Source organism: Atribacter sp. (assembly GCF_035418125.1).
Taxonomy (GTDB): Bacteria; Atribacterota; Atribacteria; order Atribacterales; family Atribacteraceae; genus Atribacter; species Atribacter allofermentans.
Window position 1 is genome coordinate 4,454 of the sequence record NZ_DAOLQM010000092.1, and the last position, 3,264, is coordinate 7,717.

At 41.0% G+C, this 3,264-nt stretch carries 3 protein-coding genes; all 3 read right to left on the reverse strand.

The genetic code is table 11. The features are described from left to right. Positions 1-455: 455 nt before the first annotated feature. On the reverse strand, positions 456-1,295 hold the full coding sequence (amrB, locus tag PLK24_RS06030; RefSeq protein ID WP_324477275.1) for an AmmeMemoRadiSam system protein B: 840 nt from the start codon (positions 1,293-1,295) through the stop codon (positions 456-458). A 4-nt stretch (positions 1,296-1,299) separates the two neighbouring features. Then, the gene (locus PLK24_RS06035; protein ID WP_324477277.1) at positions 1,300-2,682 is read right to left on the reverse strand and encodes an NHL repeat-containing protein; all 1,383 of its coding nucleotides are present in this window, start codon (positions 2,680-2,682) and stop codon (positions 1,300-1,302) included. After that, on the reverse strand, positions 2,669-3,264 hold a 596-nt coding region (locus tag PLK24_RS06040), incomplete at its 5' end, for a lysophospholipid acyltransferase family protein (protein ID WP_324477279.1). The genes PLK24_RS06035 and PLK24_RS06040, both read right to left, overlap by 14 nt.

Below are 3,264 nucleotides of genomic sequence, written 5' to 3' on the forward strand. Positions count from 1 at the left end.
TCTCCCCTGGTGGGAGAGCTTCTTTCTTTTCTTTTTTTCCTCTCCCCTGGTGGGAGAGGATTAAGGTGAGGGGGATGCTTTGGTATTTACATCAAACTTTAATTTTTAAAACCAAACATGAATCAGAGTCCTGACTTTCACCCTCATCCCAACCTTCTTTTATCAAGGTGAAAAGTGGTTGTAGATATGCGTCATCCTAAGCCCTCGCTTTTTGAGAGCGTGAGGATCTCCTCTTTTATGTCTTTGTTCTTCATAATTATTTAAAAAGATGAGATTCTCAAGTCGCACAATACGCTCCTCAGAATGACAAATTGAGTAAATGAGATTGCGAAGTCGTTAAACCAAAAGACGATTAGACTCCTTACAATAATAGATTTGGCTAACGGGATTCTCACGTCGTCAGTTAAAAACACCGGATTCCTCAGAATATCAAACTAAAATAAAAGACTCCACAACTACTGAGGAAAGGCTATGGCAGCGTAACCAACCACTTGGTCATACTGACCGTTGATATCACCACTGGTAGCATAACAAAGAAGAGTGCCTCGGGACGAATGGCGATTTTTTTGAAACTCAATCAAAGCACCAACCCCTCCCGGTCCACAGATTGATATTTTTTTTCTATGAATACTGTGAAAGAATTCCTCTCCATCAAGACGAATAATATTATCAATACAAATTAAATCCTTCTCCCGAGCCACTGTATCCGATTCATAATGAGTAAAATCGGTACTGGCGATTATTACGATTTTCTTCTGTTGAGAAATTTGGTTGATTACCTGACCAATGATTTGAACAGTTTCCAAGGTTTGGTCCAAAAGAGAAATAGGACATATTTTAAAAGAAAAGGGAATAAAATGCTGTAGAAAGGGGATCTGTATTTCACAAGAATGCTCAAATTGATGAGCTCGATCATCGATGGTAAAAATCGCCGTAGACGATAAAAAAAAGTCTACCATTTCCTGGTCAACCTCAACCTTCCCCAGGGGAGTGATCCACGATTCGGCCGAACTTAGCGAAGCTCTTCTTCCCAAGCCTCGGTGATTGGGTCCGATAATAATAAAAGTATCAATTGGATCGATCCGCGAAAGAACCGCATAAGCCCAGGAAGCGACACCACCTGAAAAAATTATCCCGGCATGAGGACAAACCACTCCATTTATCTTAGTGGGAAAATCCTGATCAATTTTCCCGGCAGCTCCGATTTCCGACTCAAAGACTTTATTAATTAAGCTATCTAATTCATTTTTATTCTCTGGATAAAAATAACCGGCAACCGCTGGTAGCCTATCCATTTTCTTACCACCTCCGTGTACGGGCTATACGAATTCTATATAGCACAAACAACAACACTAAAAGCATAATTATAAGGATAATCAGAAAAAGATTGGATCCACCCAACATCAAAAATGATGTCCAAATATAGGGGATGTAAGCTTTTTTATAACCATATTGAATTGACTTACGATATAATGCTTTTACCGTTGCAGCAGGTTGGGCTGCCCGAGATAGGGTCGCTTTTCGGTAGTAAAGTATCCCCAATTCTTCTGACCAGGTTGAGCGGTTCTCCTCATCTTTCATCCAAATATTTTCAGCCTCAGCAATCATATTCTCTAAATCATCTTTTTTCTGGTAAGCAGCATAAAAAAGAGCACTGATTTCAGGTTTTTGCCGTTTTTCTGGAGAAAGAGAGGCAGCTTCTCTTAAAAATTCATCGATCTTGTCTTCGGACAATAAAGATGCCAGGTAGGCTTCCCGGTTCATTAAAAAGGTCATATCCAGTTTGACCACCCGATTATTACCGGAATCGGCGACCCAAAGATAACCATTCCCATCGATCCATAACCCTTCAGGATTGAGGAGGTGATCACCACCAATTCTATCGACTATCCCAATCAGCTCACCTTGAGTATTATGAATCTTCAAACGGTTATTTCGATAATCAGAAATAATCACTGTTTCATCTTTTACGATTACATATCGAGGCCGATCTAAATCATCGGGACCACTGCCACCTTTTCCAATACGAAAAAGATAATTTCCCACTGAATCAAACACCTTCACTGTGTGATGAAGAGTATCGGTCATCCATATTCTTCCTTGGGAATCAACAGATATACCCCGGGGATAATAGAATTCATCATCTCCCATTCCCTCTTTCCCAATAGTCCTGATCAGATTCCCTTCTTGATCAAAAATCACAATCCGAGAATTCATAGTATCAACCAGATAGATATTACGGCCATTATCCATCCAGAGACCCCGAGGTTCATTCAGAGTAATTCCCTGAATTTTAAGCTCGCTGATCGGCGCAAAAGTAGAACCATCCAAAATTCGAATTCGGTTGGCTTTTTGCTCAGTAAGATAGAGGCGGTTGGTGGGGGAATCATAAACTATCCCTACTGGACCTTCCAAGCCGGGGATAATTTTTTGGGTTTTTCCGTTTTGATCGGTAATAACCAGGCGGTCGTTAGCCCAGTCGCTAATCAATACCAAGCCGCTTTCTTCCTGTACAATAACGCTTACTGGATAATTCAAATAGGGAGTTTTTTGGTCAGTAACTTCTTCAATGCTCAACTCTATTTTTTCGATTTGGGCTTGAACCGAAGAACCAATAACAATCACCACAAAAAAAGAGATGAGACCTGTCAGGCACCAATCGAGCTTTTTACCGATCATCATGAATGAACTCCTCCATCTTTCTTTTTAATCTTTCCTCCCATTCAGACTGATTGAGACCGTTTTGGGGTAGAGGCTCAGAGAAATGAACCTGGATCGGATGAGGTTTGGGAAACCTTGCTCCGCGGGGATAGCTTTCAAAAGTTCCGGTCACCCCAGCCACTACCACATCAGCTTTGGCTTTCATCAATAATTTTATCGCACCGGAGCGAAAATCACCAACTTCACCTTGGTTTCTGGTCCCCTCCGGAAATAGACACACCACTTTATTCTCTTTTATGAGTGCAAATATTTTCTTAACTGCGCTGCGGTCGGCTTCACCCCTTCTCAAAGGAAAGGCTCCTAACTGATTGAGGAAAAATTTAGCAACCGGATTTTGAAACAATTCTTCTTTAGCGACGAAATAGACTCGCCTGGGACAAGCACAGCCGATAACTATCGGATCCAAATAACTGGCGTGATTAGAAACGATTAAGCAGGGAGTTGATTTTGGGAAATTTTTACGGCCACTTACCCGAAAGCGGCAAAAGAGATAGAGAAGAAACAATCCTAAGTATTTGCTGATGTAATAAATCATAAAATCCT

Coding starts and splice junctions, on each gene's coding strand:
- PLK24_RS06035 (WP_324477277.1), bottom strand. CDS start 2,682: ATGATGATCGGTAAAAAGCTCGATTGGTGCCTGACAGGTCTCATCTCT.
- amrB (WP_324477275.1), bottom strand. CDS start 1,295: ATGGATAGGCTACCAGCGGTTGCCGGTTATTTTTATCCAGAGAATAAA.